Here is an 18,949-nt window from a genome sequence, read left to right on the forward strand (position 1 = left end):
CGCTAAAAAATAGGCATTTACTGTTTTTTTTGTTATGCTGAACACGATTTATTCCCAAGACTAAGGAGTTTATATGAAAAAGATTGCGTTTAAATCCTCTATCTTAGCTTTAGTTTTCTTGTTTATCGCCGGTTGTTCGAACATGACAACCAGACAGAAAAACACCGCAATTGGTGCGGCCGTCGGCGGTGTCGCCGGGAATGTTATCGGCAACAGCACCGGCGCCACATTAGGCGGTGCGGCTCTCGGCGGCGTTATCGGCAGCCAAGTCGAATAAAATTTACGGGCGGATCAGATACCGCCCGTTATTTCCCCTTCCACATGATATCCCGTCCTCCCGCGCGTTAGCCGATACCTAAACCGACAAATTTTCTCTTAATTCGGAGTACACATGAAAAAAATCCAAAAATATCAACCGATGGTCAAAGTCGACGCCTACCTGATTCCCGAAAGCGAAGCGGAACAATATATTGCCGACCGCACTTTAGCCGCCAAACGCTTGGAAGAGGCCATGCTGACTTTCTGCGAACGGATTGAATACGGCGGCAAAGGTTCACAAGACGGTGAATTTATTACCGGTATCGATCATGACGGCGAATATATCGTCTTAATGCACCTCAGCCCGGACGAAGTAGAAGCGGTAACCGCCTGTCAAACTCAAGCGGAGCTGGTTGCACTGTTGAAAGCACAGTAACGGTAGCAAGTGCGGTTATGATCTGACCGCACTTCAATTAACAATAATTAAAATAACGAACCTGCAAATAACCATTCACCATCAGGTTGTTTTATCGCTTCATAGCCCCACCCTGTGCTTTCCTGACTTTGCGGCGAAATATATTGCACTTTAAAATAGACCACATTTGCCGCTTTGCGTTTAATGTTGTTAATTCGTAATATGTCTAAACAGCCCGATTTATGGTAAGGCATAGCATTAAACGGTGAAACTATATTCCAAGTTCCACTATCGGGATCGGCATAGGCTTTTAATTGTGCATCTTTTGTTCCACAAGCAATTAATCCGATAAAATGAGAAATAGCCGGTTTTGCTTGTTTAAAAAGTGTCGCGGCTCCCGCCGAAGGTTTTGCTTTATTTAGTGCGGCATCAACAGAATTTTGTGCCGATTGCGTAACATACACTGCGTCGCCGGACAGCCCCGTATTAACTTGATTTAAAATCCCTCTCATTGTACGACTTGTTTCCAGCAATTGCTGACAACCCGACAAAGCTAAACATATCGCGATCATCATAAACAACTTATACGTCTTCATATTCTATAACCCCTTAATAATAAAAATAAAAATCGTTTGATTTTACAGCACAGCACAGCACAAGCACTTAGCAACACTTTTTTAAAAATAGTCATGTATTGCTTTACGTTTTAGTTCGCGCTCAAAAAACATTGCAATCGAAAAGCGTGATAACGACGAATATAAAATTCGCCGCTATTTGTCAATTTATGCTAAAGTTTGCCTCATATTTGGTTGTCTATCGGGAATCCGCCTTATGTCGCTTGTTTTGCCTGCTCAATTAAACTCTCTGCAAACACTTTTTACCCTGCTCGAAAACCCCGCTTTAGCGAATGAAATCAAGACAAGTCCGTTTCGGTCACAGCTCGAAACCGCACTTGCCCTTTCCGATTTCGTATTTGAAGTGTTACGCAAACAGCCTGACTTGCTTTCTCGATGGCGGCAAACGCCGCCTTCATTACAGACCTGTAGCAATTATGCCGAACGGCTTGCTGCCGAGTTGCAAGAAATTCATGAAGAAGAACAGCTTTATCGGGTGCTACGACAATTCCGTAATCGGGAAATGGCGGCATTGAGTTTTTGTCAAAGTTTGAATCTGATGTCGGTGGAACAAACCTTTACCACACTTTCACAACTGGCGGAAAGCTTGATTGTTGCAACCCGTGATTGGCTGTACCCGAAAATTTGTCAGGAATTAGGTACACCGATGAACAAGTGCGGTCAGCCGCAGCCGCTGCTGATTCTCGGCATGGGCAAATTGGGCGGATTTGAACTTAATTTTTCTTCCGATATCGATCTGATCTTCACCTATCCCGAAAAAGGCGAAACCGTCGGTGCACGGCGCAGCGTGGATAATTCGCAATTTTTTATCCGTCTGGCACAACGGATTATCAAAGCGCTGGATCAACACACCATTGACGGTTTTGTCTATCGGGTCGACATGCGGCTACGTCCGTTTGGCGATGCCGGCGCACTGGCGCTCAGTTTTGCCGCAATGGAAGATTATTATCAAGAGCAAGGGCGAGATTGGGAGCGCTATGCCATGATCAAGGCCCGTTTAATGGGTGATGAAAGCACCAATCCTTATTATGCACAATTGAAAAAAATGCTGATGCCGTTTGTTTATCGGCGTTACATCGATTTCAGCGTCATTCAGTCGCTGCGTGATATGAAAGCGATGATTGAGCGTGAAATCCGCCGTCGCGGATTGATGGATAATATCAAGCTTGGCGCCGGCGGTATTCGTGAAGTCGAATTTATCGTGCAGGTATTCCAATTGATTCGGGGCGGCAGAGAACCGGATTTACAGCACCGCTCGTTGTTAAAAATCCTACCGCACTTGGTGCGTCTGAACCTGATTCCCGCACCGGAAGCGCATGCGTTGCAGGCAGGCTATCTGTTTTTGCGCCGGGTTGAAAACGTATTACAGGCGATTGCGGATCAACAAACTCAGCAATTGCCGCAAAATGAAACCGATAAAGTACGGTTAGCCCACGCCTGCCGATATTTCACGGTGTTGGATCCGCAAGGCGAGGTGATCGATATTCACTACCCGATTCACGATTGGAACAGCTTTTATGCCTGCTTGCAGCAGCAACACCAAAATGTGCGCAATGTGTTCAGCCAGTTAATCGGCGACGAAAACGACAGTCAGGAGAACCGACAACACGAATCGGTTTGGAATGATTTTATCCATCTCGGCAATCATCATGAGTATTTGGACACCGCATTGCAGCAATATGCGTTTACCGCAGAACGGAATGAAACCCTGAAAGCGGAACTCAGCCGCTTTTACAACGACATTCAGCGCCGCCAAATCGGTCAGCGCGGACGTGATGTACTATATAAACTCATGCCCTGCGTACTGGATAAACTGCTTGCGCACCCGCAGGTAGAAAGCGTGTTACCGAAAATCCTGAACATTATCGGCAAAATCGTCACCCGCACCACCTATCTGGAGCTGTTGCTGGAACACCCTTCCGCCTTGAATATGCTGATTCGTCTCTGTGCCGCATCGCCGATGATCGCCGAACAGGTCGCCAATTATCCGATTCTGCTGGACGAACTGCTCGATCATAAAACGCTGTTCAATCCGCCGCCGTTCAGCGAATACCGCAACACCTTAAAAGAGTATCTGCTGCGGATCCCGCAAGACGATGAAGAGCAGCAGATTGATGCACTGCGCCAATTCAAACAAGCCACCTTGCTACGCACCGCCGCCGCCGATATTTTAGACGTGCTGCCGGTGATGAAAGTCAGCGATCACCTCACCTATCTGGCGGAAGCCATTGTCAGTGCCGTGGTCAATCTGGCATGGCAGCAAACCACCCGACGCTTCGGCACGCCGGATCACCTGCAAGCGAATGAAAAAAACTTTCTGGTGATCGCTTACGGCAAGCTGGGCGGTATTGAGTTGGGTTACAATTCCGATTTGGATTTGGTGTTTTTGTATGACGCCCCGCCGAACGGTCAAACGATCGGCGGTAAACGTTGCATTGACAGCAGCCAGTTTTATTTGCGGCTGGCACAAAAAATCGTCAGTATTTTTAATATCAATACCCGCGCCGGCATTTTGTACGAGGTTGATATGCGGCTGCGCCCGTCCGGTTCGTCCGGGCTGTTGGTCAGCAGTATCGAAGCGTTTGAACAATACCAACAACAAGATGCCTGGACTTGGGAGCGGCAAGCGCTGGTACGCACCCGTGCGATTTACGGCGAAACTGTACTTCAAGTGCGGTTTGCGCAAATTCGGGCAAGCATTCTGGCGACGGCGCGCGATATATCGCAATTGAAAAATGATGTCAGTGAGATGCGTGAAAAAATGTATCAACACCTCGCCAACACGCAACCGGGCAGGTTTAATATCAAAACCGATGCCGGCGGCATCACCGATATTGAATTTATCGCCCAATATCTGGTACTCGCCAATGCCCCGCAGCACCCCGAACTCTGTCGCTGGTCGGACAATGTACGGATTTTCGACAGCATGGCTGAGGCACAAGTGCTAAGTGCGGTTCAAAGCAAAACATTAAAACGCTGCTATGTCGATTTGCGCAATCGGATCCACCATCTCAATTTGATCGGTCAAAAATCCGTTGTCAGCGAACAAGAGTTTGTGACGGAAAGAGCTTTCGTCAGAGAAATCTGGCAATGGCTGTTTAACCATTAGAATGCAGTTGCACCGCATTGCATAAAAATGCAAAATATCGAAATAACGATTTCCCGTGGGACAAAATATGATACGTGATACCGAATTAGTCGAATGGTTCAGAGAATCCACTCCTTACGTCAGCCTGCACCGTGACAAAACCTTTGTCATCATGCTCGACGGCAATACCATCGCCAGCAGAAACTTCATCAATATAATCAATGACATCAGTTTACTACACAGCTTGGGAATCAAACTGGTGGTGGTTTTCGGCGTGCGTCATCAAATCAACGAAGCCCTACAGGCGCACAATATCGATCCGGTTTATCACAAAAATATTCGTGTGACCGACACTGAAACGCTGGAGCTGGTCAAACAAGTGGTCGGAAAGCTGCAATTCGACATCAGCGCCCGCCTGTCCGTCCGCACTTTCAATGCCGGCAATCACAGCAACAACAGTATCAATGTGGTCAGCGGCAATTTTGTGATTGCCCAGCCGATCGGCATTGATGACGGCGTGGATTACATGTTGAGCGGCAAAATTCGCCGTATCGACATTAAAGCCATCAAACAACAATTGGATAACGATGCGATCGTGCTGCTCGGCCCGATCGGAGCGTCGGTCACCGGTGAAAATTTCAATATGCCGTTTGAAGACATCGCTACTCAGGTAGCGATCAAACTGAATGCGGAAAAATTGATCGGCTTCTGCGCCGACAACGGTATTCGTGACGAAAACGGCGACATTATTGCCGATTTGTTCCCGCAACGTGCGGCGGTTCACCTGCACGAATTAATCGAAAACGGGCATTATCACAGTTCGCAAGCCCGTTTCCTGCAAGCGGCGATTGATGTCAGCCGTGCCGGCATCAAGCGTTCACACTTGCTCAGCTACGAAGAAGACGGCACGCTGCTGCAAGAGCTGTTCTCACGGGACGGGATCGGAACCCAAGTCTCGATGGAAAGTTCAGAAACCATTCGTCTCGCCACCATTCAGGATATCGCCGGTCTGCTGGCGCTTATCCAACCGTTCGAACAGCAGGGCATTCTTGTCAAACGTTCACGCGAACAGCTGGAAATGGAGATCGGCAACTACACCATTATCGAACGTGACGGCGTGGTCATCGCCTGCGCCGCGCTCAATGTGTACGAAGAAGAAAATATGGCGGAAATGGCGTGCGTGGCCGTTCATCCGGATTACCGCAACTCCTCACGGGGCGATATTTTGCTGGAAGAGCTGCAAAAACGCGCACGCAAACTCAAAATCAGACAACTGTTCGTTTTGACCACCCGCACCGTACACTGGTTCCAAGAGCGTGGTTTTAAAATTGCCGACGTGGAAGATTTACCGAAAGACAAACGGGAACACTACAACTATCAGCGCAAATCGAAGATCCTGATTCAAAATCTGTTTGAACATGAGCACGAGCGCCATCGCAGTGAACGCTGATTTTCTGCACCGACATCCCTACCCGCCTTTTATCCCGACAACCGCCGACAAACTGATTGTCGGCACGTTGCCGCCGCCCCGTTTTTCGCAAGGCTTACTCAAAGCGGACGATGTCGATTTCTGCTACGGCAGCCGCGACGGGCAATTATGGCTGATTCTGGGCAAGATTTTCGCTATTGATTTTTTGTTTGAAAACAGCCAAAGTGCGGTAGAACAGCGGCGTGATTTTTTGATTAAACACAGAATCGGGATTTGTGATATGGTACGGCAGTGCCGCCGACAAAAAATTGATGCATCCGATAGCGGCATGAGCCAAATTATCCTCCGCCCGCTGCTGCAATATCTCGCCGAATACCCCATGATTAAAACGCTACTGTTCACTGGCGGCAACAGCAAAAATAGCCCGGAATACTTGTTTCGCCAACACCTGAAAAATGCGGGACTGACGTTGGATTTGATTGACGGCAATATCCCTCGGATTCATCAATTTGACTGGCAGAACCGCACTTTTACCACGGTCTCGCTCACCGCCCCTTCCGGCGCGGCCAACCGTGCTGTGGGTGCAATGGCGGAATATAAAACGTTAAAAAAACAAAATCCCGCATTCAATACGATTGATTTCAGGGTGATGCAATACCGCCGATTTTTTATTTAGCCGGCTGTTTATTCTGCATAACTCCTTTATTTATAAGCGAAAGTGCGGTCAGGCTTTAATATAAAAACACAAAATACAACGCAATAGCGACCACGAAACGATAAATCGCAAACGGGACGAAAGAAATACGTTTAATCAATGCCAACAGCCATTTAATCGCCAGCATCGCCACAATAAACGCCATCACAAAACCGACCGCAAACATCGGCAGATCTGCAAATGACAGGAAATGCCAGCTTTTATACAAATCCAACACCGTTGCGCCCATCATCATCGGCACCGCCAGCATAAAAGAATACTCCGCCGCCGCATGGCGACCTACCCCCATCAGCAAACCACCCGAAATCGTCGCACCGGATCGGGAAAAGCCCGGCGACAGCGCCAGACACTGAAACAGTCCAATGGCAAATGCCTGTTTATAACTGATTTGATCCACCGTATTCGCCGTCACCCGCGGGCGGAATTTTTCCGCGATCAGCAACAAAACCCCACCGACAATCAACGAATAAATCACATTCTGAATGTTAAACCACGATTTAATCGTGCTGTGAAACGCCAAGCCGATAACCACCGCCGGGACCATTCCCAAGATAATATGCAGTAAGGTCAAGTGCGGTTGGCTGTGATCCGGTTTCACGCCGAAATGAATGCCGATCAAACCGAACATTTTGCGCCAAAACACCACCACTACCGCTAAGATCGATCCCAATTGGATAATCACTTCGAAGGTAGCGGCTTTTTCACCGGTAAAACCCAAAAAATGGGCGGCAATAATTAAATGTCCGGTAGAAGACACCGGCAAAAACTCGGTAAGCCCTTCCACAATACCTAAAATTGCCGCAATAAAAATTTCTGACATCTTTTTTCCTTAAAATCAACCGATCTTTTATCGTCCGATATGAATTGCTGCCGGTGTTCAATCCCGCTAAATTCAAATCGCTTATGCATTTGCCAAGCTAAAGCTGATCACCTCGGCAATATCCTGTTGCCCCAACGCAATCATCATTAATCTGTCAACACCGAGTGCAACGCCTGCGCACTGCGGCATACCGGATTGCAGGGCGGAAATAAAACGCTGATCAATATCCCGTTGCCGCAGCCCCAGCTGCGCCCGCTGTTTGTTGTCGCGTTCAAAACGGTGCAGCTGTTCGGCGGCATCGGTCAGTTCATTAAATCCGTTCGCTAATTCCAACCCTTTGTAATAGAACTCAAACCGCTCCGCCACGCGGTGATCCTCCGAGCTGATCTGAGCCAACGCCGCCTGTGAGGTCGGGAAATAATAAACCGCAACCGGCCTGTCCCGTCCGATTTGCGGTTCCACTACTTGGCTGAACAAAAATTGCAGTAAGGTATCCCGACTCTCGTTTTCCGCCTCGATCAAGCCGTGTTCTTTGGCTTTTTTCGCCAGTTCGGCTTTTTCGGCAGAAAGCGGATCCAATCCGACATATTCTTGAAAAATAAATTGATAACTGAACGATTCCGCCGGCTCGCAATCCAAAATCTGCTGAAGCAAGTCGTCTACCTCATTAATCAGTCGATACATATCAAAGTGCGGTCGGTACCACTCCAGCATGGTAAATTCCGGATTATGTCTGCGCCCGGCTTCCTCGTTGCGGAAAACCTTGCAAATCTGAAAAATCGGTCCGCTACCCGCCGCCAACAGGCGCTTCATATGATATTCGGGGCTAGTCGCCAAAAAGAGCGGTTTCGATTGGTGTTGGAACGGAGCGGCAAAGCAGGTTTCAAATACTGAAAGGTGAACATCGGTCACACCGTATTCGCTTAAAATCGGCGTTTCCACTTCCAACAGCCCGCGATCAATAAAAAACCCGCGCAGCTCCGCCATAATTTTGGCGCGCGCAATCATGTTTTTTATCGGCGCACTCGGCTGCCATTGCTGTTGTAAAATCATAAACAAACTCTTCCGTCTTGATTTAAAATCGAAAACGGCATTTTATCGGGATTCCCGCCACGCGACAATCGAATATTCTGCCTCGGGGGTAACCGCCGCCGTAACAGGGCGTTTATCCGTATCGCCGCAATACTTGACTATTAGAGTAAATTATTAAATCTACTCACTTTTTTGAGGTAGATCACGAAACCCGTCCTTTTCCGGAGCATTTCATAAAAAACAATTAAGTTGTTACAAAAAAAATGGCAAAATGACCTTGATCAAAAACCCAAACATTTGTTTATTTTACTTTTTGACTTTATATCATTACCTTTTTACTTACATCTGAGACTGGAGGAATATCGTGCAAACTATCAATGTCGATATTGCAATTGTTGGTGCCGGTGGTGGTGGTTTACGTGCTGCGATTGCAGCGGCGGAAGCAAACCCGAACCTGAAAATTGCCTTAATATCAAAAGTATATCCGATGCGTAGTCATACCGTAGCTGCCGAAGGCGGGGCTGCGGCTGTCATCAAATCCGAAGATAGTTATGACAAGCATTTCCACGATACGGTTGCCGGCGGCGACTGGCTTTGCGAACAGGATGTCGTCGAACATTTCGTTGAACATTCACCAATCGAAATGACCCAACTGGAACGTTGGGGTTGCCCGTGGAGCCGTCGTAATGACGGTGAGGTCAACGTTCGTCGTTTCGGCGGTATGAAAATCGAGCGCACGTGGTTTGCGGCCGATAAAACCGGCTTCCACTTATTGCATACGCTGTTCCAAACCTCTATCCAGTTTCCGCAAATTATCCGTTATGATGAACATTTCGTACTGGATATTCTGACCGATGACGGTCATGCACGCGGTGTCGTTGCCATGAACATGATGGAAGGCACACTGGTGCAAATCAATGCCAATGCGGTGGTTATCGCCACCGGCGGCGGCTGCCGTGCGTTCCGTTTCAACACCAACGGCGGTATCGTCACCGGCGACGGGCTGTCAATGGCTTATCGCCACGGTGTGCCGTTGCGTGATATGGAATTCGTGCAATATCACCCGACCGGCTTGCCGAATACCGGTATCCTGATGACGGAAGGTTGTCGTGGCGAAGGCGGTATTCTAGTCAACAAAGACGGTTATCGTTATTTACAAGACTACGGTTTGGGGCCGGAAACGCCAATCGGTAAACCGGAAAACAAATATATGGAACTAGGGCCGCGTGATAAAGTCTCGCAAGCATTTTGGCAGGAATGGCGCCTCGGTCGCACCCTGAAAACCGCCAAAGGTGTGGATGTAGTGCATCTGGATCTACGTCATCTGGGCGAAAAATACCTGCACGAACGTCTGCCGTTTATCTGTGAGCTGGCAAAAGCCTATGAAGGCGTGGATCCGGCAAAAGCACCGATTCCTGTTCGTCCTGTGGTTCATTACACCATGGGCGGTATCGAAGTGAATCAGCAGGCGGAAACCCGTATCAAAGGCTTGTTCGCTGTCGGCGAGTGCGCCTCTTCCGGTCTGCACGGCGCTAACCGTTTAGGCTCCAACTCATTGGCAGAACTGGTGGTTATCGGTAAAGTCGCCGGCGAATATGCGGCACAAAGAGCGGTTGAAACACAACATGTCAACACTGTTGCCGTCGATGCGCAAGCCAAAGACGTGGTCGGCCGTCTACAAGCGTTATTGGATCAGGACGGCAATGAGAACTGGTCAAAAATCCGTGATGAAATGGGCGATTCGATGGAAGAAGGTTGCGGTATCTATCGTACCGAAGAATCAATGCAGAAAACCGTGGATAAAATCGCCGAACTGAAAGAGCGCTTCAAAAAAGTGCGGATTTCCGACCGTTCCAGCGTATTTAATACCGACATTCTCTACACTATCGAATTGGGCACTATTCTTGATGTGGCGCAATCCATTTCGTCCTCTGCCATTGCCCGGAAAGAATCGCGCGGTGCGCACCAGCGTTTAGACTACGTCGAGCGTGACGACACCAATTATTTGAAACACACTCTCGCCTATTACAATGCGGACGGCGCACCACGAATTGAGTACAGTGATGTGAAGATTACCAAATCTCAACCGGCCAAACGTGTATACGGTGCGGAAGCAGATGCGGCGGAAGCGGCAAAGGCAAATAAGGAGTAAGCCATGGGTGATCTAGCAAGCAAAACAATGACTGTCGAAGTGCTTCGTTATAATCCCGAAGTTGACAAAGAACCCTATTTGAAAGCCTACCAAGTGCCTTATGACGATCAAACGTCATTATTGGACGCATTAGGTTATATTAAAGATCAGCTTGATCCCGAGCTTTCTTACCGTTGGTCTTGCCGAATGGCAATCTGCGGTTCTTGCGGCATGATGGTGAACAACAAGCCGAGTCTGGCGTGTAAAACCTTTTTACGCGACTACAGCGGTCATATGCGTGTTGAAGCGCTGGCAAACTTCCCGATCGAACGCGATCTGGTGGTGGATTTGAGCCACTTCATCGAGAGCCTCGAATCGATCAAACCGTACATCATCGGTAACAAAGCGCCTCCGGGCGAACGCACCAAACAGACGCCGGCACAACTGGAAAAATACCGCACTTTCTCAATGTGTATCAACTGCGGATTATGTTATGCCGCTTGTCCGCAATTCGGCTTAAATCCTGAATTTGTCGGGCCGGCCGTGTTGACATTAGGGCATCGTTATAATCTGGATAACCGCGATAACGGCAAAGCAGAACGGCTGAAAATCATGAACGGCAAAAACGGGGTTTGGAGCTGTACTTTCGTCGGCTACTGTTCCGAAGTCTGCCCGAAACACGTTGATCCGGCTGCCGGCGTGAACCAAGGCAAAGTCGAGTCTGCCAAAGACTACGTGATCGCCATGCTGAAACCGCAAAAGTAAGGGGGAAAGAATGACTACGACAACCAGCAAACGTAATAAATACGTGCGCGAAATGAAATCAAACTGGTGGCAAAAACTGGATTTTTACAAAATGTACATTTTACGTGAATCCACGGCTCTGCCGACCATTTGGTTCTGTATCGTCTTGCTTTACGGTTTCTTATGCCTCGGCAACGGCACTTTTGAAACCGGCTTCGTTTCGTTTTTGAAAAATCCGTTAGTGATTATCCTGAGTGTAATCACCATGGCAGGCGTGGTATTTAACACCCTGACTTGGTTTGGTTTGACCCCGAAAGCACTAAACCTGATTTACAAAAGCCAACGTGTACCGCAATCTGCAATCAAAAGCCTAATGTGGGTGATTACCATTGCCGTTTCCGTACTGACCCTTGTTCTTGTGTATATTTAAGGAGGAAAATAATGAAACAAGCTCCAAAACGTTCCAATGAACCTGTCGTATGGCTATTATTCGGCGCAGGCGGAACTGTCAGCGCCATTGTTTTCCCGATATTGGCATTAATTCTATTGTTTCTCTACCCGTTGGGATTGGTAGACGCCAATAATATGATCGCATTTGCACAAAGCATTATCGGCAAGTTGATTCTGTTGGTGGTTGCCATTTTTCCAATGTGGGCCGGAATGCACCGCCTGCATCACGGAATGCACGACTTCAAACTGCATATTCCGGCAAGCGGCGTAATTTTCTACGGTCTGGCAACGCTCTATTCGGTACTGGTCTTCTTTGCGGTGATTAATATTTAATCAACCGCACTGAGATAGAGACGACAAAATGCCCAAACTTGGTTTGGGCATTTTTATTTTGCTATCGGCTTAAACTTAAGCCACCACCGACACACTTTTCACCTGCGCATAAACCCACATGCCGGCAGTCAACTTCAATTCTGCCAGCGCCCAACGGCTGATGAGCGCTGCAAACTGCAAACCGTCGGCATTTAACCGCACTTCAACCTGCCGTTGATGTTGATCTACCGCGGTAATCCGACACGCCAGCACATTGCGAATACTGCTGCCCTTTACCGGTTGCAGGACAATCGACACATCGGAACTGTAAATACAAATCCGCACCTGCTCGCCGAGACTTTTTTGCGACATTTCGTGAATCCACAGCATTTGTCCGGCAAAATTGAGCGCCGTCATCTGATAAATCGGGTGATGCATTTCAATCGGCAGACTGAAAACCGCACTTTGTTGCTGTTGCTCTTTCCACGGCAGAAAATGATCGCTTTGCCAGATATTTTCTAATTCATCAAATGCCAAGACACTGCCCTGCCGCATCAAAATCACCCGTGTTGCCAAGCGCAATAACTCTTCTAAACTGTGGCTAACATACAAAATCGGAATATTAATCTCTTTTGCCAGCCGATCCAGATAATCCAGCAACTCATTTTTACGCGGTAAATCCAGTGCCGCCAACGGCTCGTCCATCAACAATAGTTCGGGATTGGTCAACAACGCCCTGCCGATGGCAACCCGTTGTTTTTCTCCGCCGGAAAGCGTTGCCGGATAACGATTCAACAAATGCCCGATTCCCAACAATTCGACCATATCCCGATAAGCTTCCTTGCCGATATTTTTCATGCCGTAAGCCAGATTACCTTTCACCGTATAATGCGGAAACAGCCTCGCGTCCTGAAAAACATACCCTAAATGGCGCTTTTCCGGCGGCAAATGGATCTGCCTGTGACTGTCCGCCAAGGTGCGATTGTTTAATCGGATATACCCCTGATCGGGTTTAATCAAACCGCTGACCAAATTGATCAACGACGATTTGCCACTGCCTGACAAACCGAAAAGTGCGGTAACGCCTTGTGACGGAATCTGCACATTTGCACGCAACGTTAACGCACCCAATTGCTTTTTTACATTAATTTCAAGCATCTGTTTCCCTTACTCCGCCGCTTGTCCCAAGCGGTATTTCGCCCGACGTGCCAACCATTCGGAAAATACCAACGACAACAGGGCAATAACAATCGCAATTACGCATAATCTGGCGGCGGCGCCCTCTGCCGACGGGGTTTCAATAAAGGAATACATCGCAAGCGGAATTGTCTGGGTTTCCCCGATAATATTGGAGACAAACGTAATCGTGGCGCCAAACTCCCCTAGCGAGCGGGCAAAACCAAGCACCATGCCGGCCAAGATACCGGGAAATGCAAGCGGCAAAGTAATGCTGAAAAAAACACGCCACGCAGAAGCGCCAAGGGTTCTGGCCGCTTGTTCCAGTTTGGGGTCCACATTTTCCAACGCCAGCCGAATCGCCCGCACCACTAACGGAAATGCCACCACAGCGGAAGCCACCACCGCCCCCCGCCAACTGAATGCCACACTGAAATCAAACCATTGGTTCAGATATTTACCGATAAAACCGTTACGCCCGAACGCAACCAGCAACAAATAGCCGATGACCACCGGCGGCAACACCAACGGTAAATGAATAATTCCGTCGAGCAAATTTTTTCCGTAAAACTGATGACGGGCGAAAAGCCAAGCAAAAAATACGGCAAAAGGCAGACTCAGCAGCATGGAAAACAGCGCCACTTTTAGACTAAGCTGAATCGCACTCACTTCCTGCGGGCTTAACGTCAGGGTTTGAATAAGGCTATCGAGCAAAACGGCTCCTTGATCTTGACTGGAACAAAGCAAAAGTGCGGTCTACTACACCGCAACAAAACAGACTTATTCTACGCTGAAACCGTATTTCTGCAAAATCGCCTTGCCGTTATCCGATACCAAAAACCGCATAAAATCACGGGCGGCTTGGCTGTCATGTTCAGTCACGATCGCTGCCGGATATTCTACCGCATCATAAGTGCCGTCCGGAAAAATACCGACCACCTGCACCTTATCACTCGCCACAGCATCGGTGGCATACACAATCCCTAACGGCGCTTCACCACGCTCAACCAAAGTTAATGCCGCCCGCACATTGGCGGCGCGTGCCAACTGTCCTTCCACTTTATTCCACAAATCTAACGTGGTTAATGCCGCTTTGGCATACAATCCCGCCGGAACATGCTCCGGATCACCGACAGCCAAGAAATTTTTACCCAAATACTCCAACCATTGCGCTCGGTTCAGGTCAAATCTCAGCGCCCCAGCACTTTCCGGCGCAATCATAACCAATTTATTACCGGCAATAATTTTGCGCGAATCAGGAATAATATTGCCTTTTTGCTGCAAAAAATCCGCCCACTTCAAATTCGCCGAAATAAAAATATCCGCCGGTGCGCCTTCTGCGATCTGACGTGCAAGCACCGATGAAGAAGCAAAAGAAAACACGATTTTGCTGTCCGCCCCGCTGTTTTGATATGCGCCTGCCATCTCCTGCAATACATTTGTCATCGAAGCCGCAGCAAATACCGTGACTTTCTGCTGTGAAAACGCCGACAACGAACAAAATACCAACAGACATACCAATACTATTTTTTTCATGATATTCAACATAACTACCTCATCTCCTCGATTACGAATCGTTATAAAATAAATTATATAACGTTATTCAGCAATGTCTATGTGAAAAACTATTGCAATAACGTTTTTTACTTTAAAATACCGCGATGATCACAGTTTCACGAGGCGGACATGGCGGATATTGATATCGAATTGAGTATCAGGCTGCAACAGCAGCTGTTTGTCGATCCGAGACGGATCTCACTATTACGCGAAATTCAAAAGTGCGGTTCCATTTCACAAGCGGCCAAAAATTGCCGTCTCAGCTATAAAACCGCATGGGATAATCTGAATGCAATGGATTTGATTAGCCCGAAACCGTTGCTGCAACGCAACAGCGGCGGCAAAGAGGGCGGCGGTACGCACCTGACCGCTTATGCCGAGCGGCTGCTGCGTCTGTACGACTTGCTGGAACAAACCCAGCGGCGCGCCTTCCGTATTTTACAAGACGAAAACGTACCGCTTACCGGTTTGCTTGCCGCCACCGCCAAATTCAGTCTGCAAAGCAGTGCCCGCAACCAGCTGTTCGGCACGGTTTCAAGTCTTCGTAAGCAAGGATTAAACCGCGAAGTCGATATCATCGTCGAAGGTTTGAGCAATCCGATTACCGCCAGCATCACCAAAGCCAGCTGCGAACGGCTGCAATTACAGACAACGCAGGAAGTGTTATTGATGTTTAAAGCGCCTTGGCTGACATTGCATCGCAATCGACCACAACACTCCAATAGTTTTCAGGGCGTCATTACCGCACTTCAACAACAGCAAGACGACCATGAAGCCCTGATTCGGCTCACACCGGTAATTGAACTGTGTGCCGGTTATCATGACAGCGAAAGCTATCAAATCGGTGAAACAGTGTTCGTCAGCATTGAACCGCAAAATATTATTCTGTTGGCGCTATAAAAATCAGGACTGTCGCAACAGCCAAGAGCGGTGCAAACGGCAACGCCAAATTTTTCAAGCCCGTTCTGTGGCAACATAATGCCCACAACAGCCCCATTGCACTTGCGACAAACAGCAACAACGGCAACTGTGAGCAAGGAAAAAATGTGGCAAGTGCGCAAATCAACCAGCAGTCTCCTTCGCCAAAAACTTCTTTGCGATAAATCCATTTACTGATGAAAAAAAACAGACCAACCGGCACCAACGCCACAAACAGGCTTTCTACGCTTTGTGTCAATGTCAGCGGCGCAATGCCGAGCCAACTGCCGAATAATGCCGACAAAAGCAGATGGAGACACAGCGTAGTAGAAATCAACCGGTAATAATAATCCGCCAAGGCGATTGCCGTCAGCAATGCCAGACAATATAACTGCCAAATGCGAGCAAAAAATTCCAACGGCAGCAACAACGACGGACACAGCAACAAGGTAAAAATCAGCGGCAGATATTTCAATTCTCGCTGCGGCAACGGTTGTAACCAGTGGTATTCGGAATCAAGCGGTTTTGCCACTACATCAGCATAATAATCGGCATAATTTTGTTGCAAAGTGCGGTTCAGATTATCGGCAAAGCGCTGCACATACTGCCGTATCAGGCAGCCGAGCAGATAAATCGCCGCCGTCCACACTAAAAACACGCCCGAATTCATTATCCCAACATCGCCCCCATATCAAAAATCGGTAAATACATACCCAACATCACCGCCCCGATTAAACCGCCGATCAGCAACATTAATAGCGGCTCCAACAACTGCGACAACAAATCGATTTGATGATGCAGCTGGCGCTGATAAGTGTCGGCGACATGCTGCAACATCTGCCCTAAGCAACCGCTCTTTTCCCCGACCGCCAACATTTGCTGAGCCGCTTGCGGAAACCAATCGCTACCGACACTTTGCGAAAAGCGGTATCCCTGCTGCAACAGTTGCAAACTGGATTCAATCTCACGCTGCAATCCGCTTTTCCGAACGCCACTATGCGCCAGAAAAGTCTGTAACGCCTGATTCAGCGGAATGCCGGCGTTCAGCATTAATGCCAGATTACGGCTGGAATCCACCACATTACGCAGTTGCTGTAAGCGTCCGAAGAGCGGTATTTTTTGCCCGATTGCCGCTACTGTCGCCCGACATCTTGGATTGTGCCGATAGCAACGCAGTCCGCCGACAACAAACAACAATGATAAGATTGCCAATCGTCCGCCATAATCCTGTAAAACAGCAGAAATCGACAACAACCCACGGGTAAAATAAGGCAGCTGCTGTTGGTTCTGCTGATACATTTCGGCAAATTGCGGAACCACAAACAGCAATAGCAACACCGTCAACAACAGTGAAACCGACAAAACAATCAGCGGATACAGCATGATCTTCTGCAATTTTCGCTGTAATGCCACTTGCTCCGCCTTATCTTCGCCGATTTGTCGGCAAAGCTGCGGCAAACGGCCGCTCGCTTCCCCAATACGGATTAATTGCCTGTCGCGCTCGCTCAGAAATTGCGGATATTGCTGCAACACCTGTGAAAAGGCATAACCGCTCTCGATACCGTGCAATAATTGTGCCAGCCAGTTCCGTAACTTTTCCTCACGGCAATCTTGTTGCAGAATCTGCAAAACCGCTTTTAACGGCAATGCCGCCTGCAATAATACCGCCATCTGCCGCATCAATTCGCAAACGACAACCGGACTGATTTTACTCGGCAGTCGCCAATTACGCTGTATTTTCACCTGTTGCAAGCCACGGGACAGCAACAGCATTTCTGCTTCTTCTGCACTTTTTGCCGATAAAATACCTGTTTGCGGACGTTGCAAAGCGTTGAACGCCCGCCAACGAAATTCTGCCATTATGCTTCCTGCCTGCCCAATACCCGTTGTAATTCTTGGCGGTCGGTTATCCCTGCTTGTACTTTTTCCAAGCCGCTATGATGCAACGTGTCAAAATCCAGCGAATAAGTGAACGCCTGTTGCTCTGCATACGGACGTAAAAACTGGTAAGTGCCGATTCGTCCGTAATAACCTTGCTGACAAATGCCGCATGGCGTTTCACGCTCCGTTTGCCGACAAGCGCAAACCCGCCGTAATAGCCGTTGTGCCACGACCAACAACAAGCCGGACGCAATTTCATACTCTTTTATGCCGAGCTGCTGTAAACGCCCGATGGCCGAGGGGGCATCATTGGTGTGTAGCGTCGACAACACCAGATGTCCGGTTTGAGCAGCCCGAATCGCCATCGCCGCACTTTCTTCGTCGCGAATTTCTCCTAACATGATGATATCGGGATCCTGACGTAAAAATGTTCGCAACAAGTGCTTGAAATCTAAGCCGATAGCCGGATTCACCTGTGTTTGTATAATACCCGGCAAGCTGATTTCGATCGGATCTTCGGCGGTAACAATGTGTTTCTGCGGTTGGTTCAGGCTATGAAGTGCGGTATAAAGTGAAATACTTTTGCCGCTGCCGGTCGGGCCGGTCACTAAAATCAGACCTTGCGGCTGTTGCAATGCCTGTAGAAACCAGTGCTGCTGTTGTCGGTTCATGCCCAATTCCGAAAACGCCAATTCTACCGGTTTGTTCTGTTGCAAGCGCAATACCGCTTTTTCACCAATCTGGGTCGGCAAAATTGACAAACGAAAATCCAGCACGTCGTTAAACGCCGTCGTGAAATGAAAACGCCCGTCTTGCGGCAGGCGATGCTCTGCAATATCCAAATGCGCCAATAGTTTCACCCGCGAAATCAAGCGTGCGGCAAAATTGCGGCTTACCTGCCGAATCACCGTCATCACCCCGTCAATCCGAAACCGCACTTGTAATCCGTCGGCATTCGGCTCAAGGTGAATATCCGAAGCGCGCATTTTCAGTGCCTGTTCAAACAGTTTTTTCAGCAGTTGCACTATCGGCTCGTCCTGCTGTTGAGCTTCAGTCTCGATCGGGTCGCCCGCCGTCTCATAACGATAAACCGCCTGTTCATAATCCTGCACTTGCTCGTTCGCCGTCACCAACTGTTGAAGTGCGGTTTTCAATACCGCACTTTCCAATATCACCGGCTCAACCGTTTTATCCTGCAAAAATGCGAACACTTCACATGCGTTCAAATTATTGGCGGAATCCACCCCCAGCCATAAACAGCGTTCGTCTTCTTTTAACGGTAAAGCGAAATAGCGCAGCAGTAACTGCTGTTCCCGACGATTTTTCTGCCACAGTGATTCCGTTATCTGCAACGAATCGCCGTCGGCAGTCAGCAAGGCATAACCCAT

19 protein-coding genes are annotated in these 18,949 nt (G+C 48.5%); 10 read left to right on the plus strand and 9 right to left on the minus strand.

The genetic code is table 11. The features are described from left to right. Positions 1-73 precede the first annotated feature (73 nt). The gene (locus tag OA57_RS09545) at positions 74-277 is read left to right on the plus strand and encodes a glycine zipper 2TM domain-containing protein (RefSeq protein ID WP_034616891.1); all 204 of its coding nucleotides are present in this window, start codon (positions 74-76) and stop codon (positions 275-277) included. A gap of 114 nt (positions 278-391) precedes the next feature. Next, on the plus strand, positions 392-694 hold the full coding sequence (locus OA57_RS09550; protein WP_034616894.1) for a hypothetical protein: 303 nt from the start codon (positions 392-394) through the stop codon (positions 692-694). Between the two features lie 47 nt (positions 695-741). Here OA57_RS09550 and OA57_RS09555 read toward each other — a convergent pair whose 3' ends face one another. Next, on the minus strand, positions 742-1,269 hold the full coding sequence (locus OA57_RS09555) for a hypothetical protein (protein WP_034616897.1): 528 nt from the start codon (positions 1,267-1,269) through the stop codon (positions 742-744). Between the two features lie 235 nt (positions 1,270-1,504). Here OA57_RS09555 and glnE point away from each other — a divergent pair, with 235 nt between their 5' ends. From glnE to OA57_RS09570, 3 genes are all read left to right on the plus strand, one after another. Further along, complete coding sequence (gene glnE / locus OA57_RS09560) at positions 1,505-4,417, plus strand: bifunctional [glutamate--ammonia ligase]-adenylyl-L-tyrosine phosphorylase/[glutamate--ammonia-ligase] adenylyltransferase (RefSeq protein WP_034616900.1); 2,913 nt, start codon at positions 1,505-1,507, stop codon at positions 4,415-4,417. Positions 4,418-4,487: 70 nt separating this feature from the next. Continuing rightward, positions 4,488-5,846, plus strand: coding sequence for an amino-acid N-acetyltransferase (argA, locus tag OA57_RS09565; protein WP_034617173.1), 1,359 nt, complete (start codon positions 4,488-4,490; stop codon positions 5,844-5,846). Further along, the gene (locus OA57_RS09570; RefSeq protein WP_200883620.1) at positions 5,836-6,501 is read left to right on the plus strand and encodes a hypothetical protein; all 666 of its coding nucleotides are present in this window, start codon (positions 5,836-5,838) and stop codon (positions 6,499-6,501) included. Before argA ends, OA57_RS09570 begins: the two co-directional genes overlap by 11 nt. 55 nt (positions 6,502-6,556) lie before the next feature. Here OA57_RS09570 and bacA read toward each other — a convergent pair whose 3' ends face one another. Both bacA and epmA read right to left on the minus strand, forming a co-directional pair. Continuing rightward, entirely contained in the window at positions 6,557-7,360 is an 804-nt protein-coding gene (bacA, locus tag OA57_RS09575; RefSeq protein ID WP_034616906.1) for an undecaprenyl-diphosphate phosphatase, read from the minus strand. Positions 7,361-7,441: 81 nt separating this feature from the next. Then, complete coding sequence (gene epmA, locus OA57_RS09580) at positions 7,442-8,413, minus strand: elongation factor P--(R)-beta-lysine ligase (protein ID WP_034616909.1); 972 nt, start codon at positions 8,411-8,413, stop codon at positions 7,442-7,444. Between the two features lie 343 nt (positions 8,414-8,756). On the opposite strand from epmA, the gene frdA reads away from it, so the two are divergent. The 4 genes from frdA to frdD are packed head-to-tail and all read left to right on the plus strand — an operon-like array spanning position 8,757 to position 12,050. Continuing rightward, complete coding sequence (gene frdA / locus OA57_RS09585) at positions 8,757-10,544, plus strand: fumarate reductase (quinol) flavoprotein subunit (protein WP_034616912.1); 1,788 nt, start codon at positions 8,757-8,759, stop codon at positions 10,542-10,544. Positions 10,545-10,547: 3 nt separating this feature from the next. Continuing rightward, on the plus strand, positions 10,548-11,288 hold the full coding sequence (locus tag OA57_RS09590; protein WP_034616915.1) for a succinate dehydrogenase/fumarate reductase iron-sulfur subunit: 741 nt from the start codon (positions 10,548-10,550) through the stop codon (positions 11,286-11,288). Between the two features lie 10 nt (positions 11,289-11,298). Further along, positions 11,299-11,697, plus strand: a complete 399-nt coding sequence (gene frdC, locus OA57_RS09595; protein WP_034616917.1) for a fumarate reductase subunit FrdC — start codon at positions 11,299-11,301, stop codon at positions 11,695-11,697. An 11-nt stretch (positions 11,698-11,708) separates the two neighbouring features. Then, positions 11,709-12,050, plus strand: coding sequence for a fumarate reductase subunit FrdD (gene frdD, locus OA57_RS09600; protein WP_034616920.1), 342 nt, complete (start codon positions 11,709-11,711; stop codon positions 12,048-12,050). A gap of 75 nt (positions 12,051-12,125) precedes the next feature. Here the strand turns inward: frdD and modC are convergent, their stop codons facing one another. From modC to modA, 3 genes are all read right to left on the minus strand, one after another. Then, entirely contained in the window at positions 12,126-13,187 is a 1,062-nt protein-coding gene (gene modC, locus OA57_RS09605) for a molybdenum ABC transporter ATP-binding protein ModC (RefSeq protein ID WP_034616922.1), read from the minus strand. 9 nt (positions 13,188-13,196) lie between these two features. After that, positions 13,197-13,919: a molybdate ABC transporter permease subunit gene (modB, locus tag OA57_RS09610; RefSeq protein ID WP_034616927.1), complete on the minus strand. Its 723-nt coding sequence runs from the start codon at positions 13,917-13,919 to the stop codon at positions 13,197-13,199. 66 nt (positions 13,920-13,985) lie between these two features. Beyond that, entirely contained in the window at positions 13,986-14,753 is a 768-nt protein-coding gene (modA, locus tag OA57_RS09615) for a molybdate ABC transporter substrate-binding protein (RefSeq protein WP_034616930.1), read from the minus strand. A 138-nt stretch (positions 14,754-14,891) separates the two neighbouring features. Here modA and OA57_RS09620 point away from each other — a divergent pair, with 138 nt between their 5' ends. Beyond that, the gene (locus OA57_RS09620) at positions 14,892-15,662 is read left to right on the plus strand and encodes a TOBE domain-containing protein (protein ID WP_034616932.1); all 771 of its coding nucleotides are present in this window, start codon (positions 14,892-14,894) and stop codon (positions 15,660-15,662) included. Here OA57_RS09620 and OA57_RS12285 read toward each other — a convergent pair. From OA57_RS12285 to OA57_RS09635, 3 genes are read right to left on the minus strand one after another with little or no spacing between them, the layout of a single operon-like run. Continuing rightward, positions 15,643-16,350 (minus strand): A24 family peptidase, encoded by a 708-nt coding sequence (locus OA57_RS12285; protein WP_052122461.1) that lies wholly within the window; start codon positions 16,348-16,350, stop codon positions 15,643-15,645. The genes OA57_RS09620 and OA57_RS12285 overlap by 20 nt on opposite strands. Further along, complete coding sequence (locus OA57_RS09630; protein WP_034616935.1) at positions 16,350-17,540, minus strand: type II secretion system F family protein; 1,191 nt, start codon at positions 17,538-17,540, stop codon at positions 16,350-16,352. Before OA57_RS09630 ends, OA57_RS12285 begins: the two co-directional genes overlap by 1 nt. Beyond that, entirely contained in the window at positions 17,540-18,949 is a 1,410-nt protein-coding gene (locus tag OA57_RS09635) for a GspE/PulE family protein (RefSeq protein ID WP_034616939.1), read from the minus strand. Before OA57_RS09635 ends, OA57_RS09630 begins: the two co-directional genes overlap by 1 nt.

This window comes from Chelonobacter oris (genome assembly GCF_000772535.1).
Lineage (GTDB): Bacteria > Pseudomonadota > Gammaproteobacteria > Enterobacterales > Pasteurellaceae > Chelonobacter > Chelonobacter oris.